We start from the raw sequence: 1,140 nt of genomic DNA on the forward strand, positions 1-1,140 counted from the left end.
CCATCAGCCACGCACCGCAGGCGCTACCTCCACCGCCGCCAAATCCAGCGGGAAGTTGTGCGCATTCCGCTCGTGCATCACTTCCATCCCCAGGTTGGCACGGTTCAACACATCAGCCCACGTCCCAACCACTCGACCGTTGCTGTCCACAATCGACTGGTTGAAGTTGAACCCGTTCAGGTTGAACGCCATGATGCTGATCCCCAGCGCCGTAAACCAAATCCCAATCACCGGCCAAGCCGCCAGGAAAAAGTGCAGGCTCCGGCTGTTGTTGAACGACGCATACTGGAAAATCAACCGGCCAAAATACCCGTGCGCCGCCACAATGTTGTAGGTCTCTTCCTCTTGCCCAAACTTGTACCCCAGGTTCTGAGACTCCTCTTCCGAGGTCTCCCGAATCAGGCTCGAGGTCACCAGCGACCCGTGCATGGCACTAAACAGCGCACCCCCAAACACGCCAGCCACGCCCAGCTGGTGGAACGGGTGCATCAGGATGTTGTGCTCTGCCTGGAACACCAGCATGAAGTTGAAGGTCCCCGAAATCCCCAGGGGCATCCCGTCCGAGAACGACCCCTGCCCAATCGGGTAAATCAAAAACACTGCTGTGGCCGCTGCCACGGGCGCAGAGTAAGCCACCGCAATCCAGGGCCGCATCCCCAAACGGTAGCTCAGCTCCCATTCGCGTCCCATGTAGCAGAACACCCCAATCAAAAAGTGCAGCACAATCAGCTGGTACGGACCGCCGTTGTACAGCCACTCGTCCAGTGAGGCGGCTTCCCAAATCGGGTAAAAGTGCAGGCCAATGGCTGCCGAAGAGGGCACTACAGCCCCAGAAATGATGTTGTTCCCGTACAGCAAGGAACCAGAAACGGGCTCGCGGATGCCGTCAATGTCCACTGGCGGAGCCCCAATGAAGGCGATGATAAAGCAGGTGGTGGCAGTCAGGAGGGTGGGAATCATCAGCACCCCAAACCAGCCAATGTAAAGGCGGTTATCGGTGGAGGTGACCCACTCGCAGAACTGCTCCCACACGTTGCTGGTTGAGCGACGTTGGATAACAGTAGTCATGAGGTCAAACTTCCCTAAGGAAGCGCGAAGATTGACAACCTAAACTTAAAACATCCGTTAAGTTTCGTCAAC

Annotated in this window: 1 protein-coding gene; it reads right to left on the bottom strand. The window is 56.9% G+C overall.

Annotated features, from left to right (window positions below; translation table 11 throughout):
* Positions 1–3 precede the first annotated feature (3 nt).
* Positions 4–1,068, bottom strand: a complete 1,065-nt coding sequence (gene psbA, locus ACVWVQ_RS14255; RefSeq protein ID WP_011432036.1) for a photosystem II q(b) protein — start codon at positions 1,066–1,068, stop codon at positions 4–6.
* Positions 1,069–1,140: the final 72 nt, after the last annotated feature.

The sequence above is a fragment of the Thermostichus sp. MS-CIW-36 genome (assembly GCF_054059035.1).

Bases quoted from the DNA above. Each gene is read 5' to 3' on its own strand.
- psbA (WP_011432036.1), bottom strand. From the start codon at position 1,068: ATGACTACTGTTATCCAACGTCGCTCAACCAGCAACGTGTGGGAGCAG.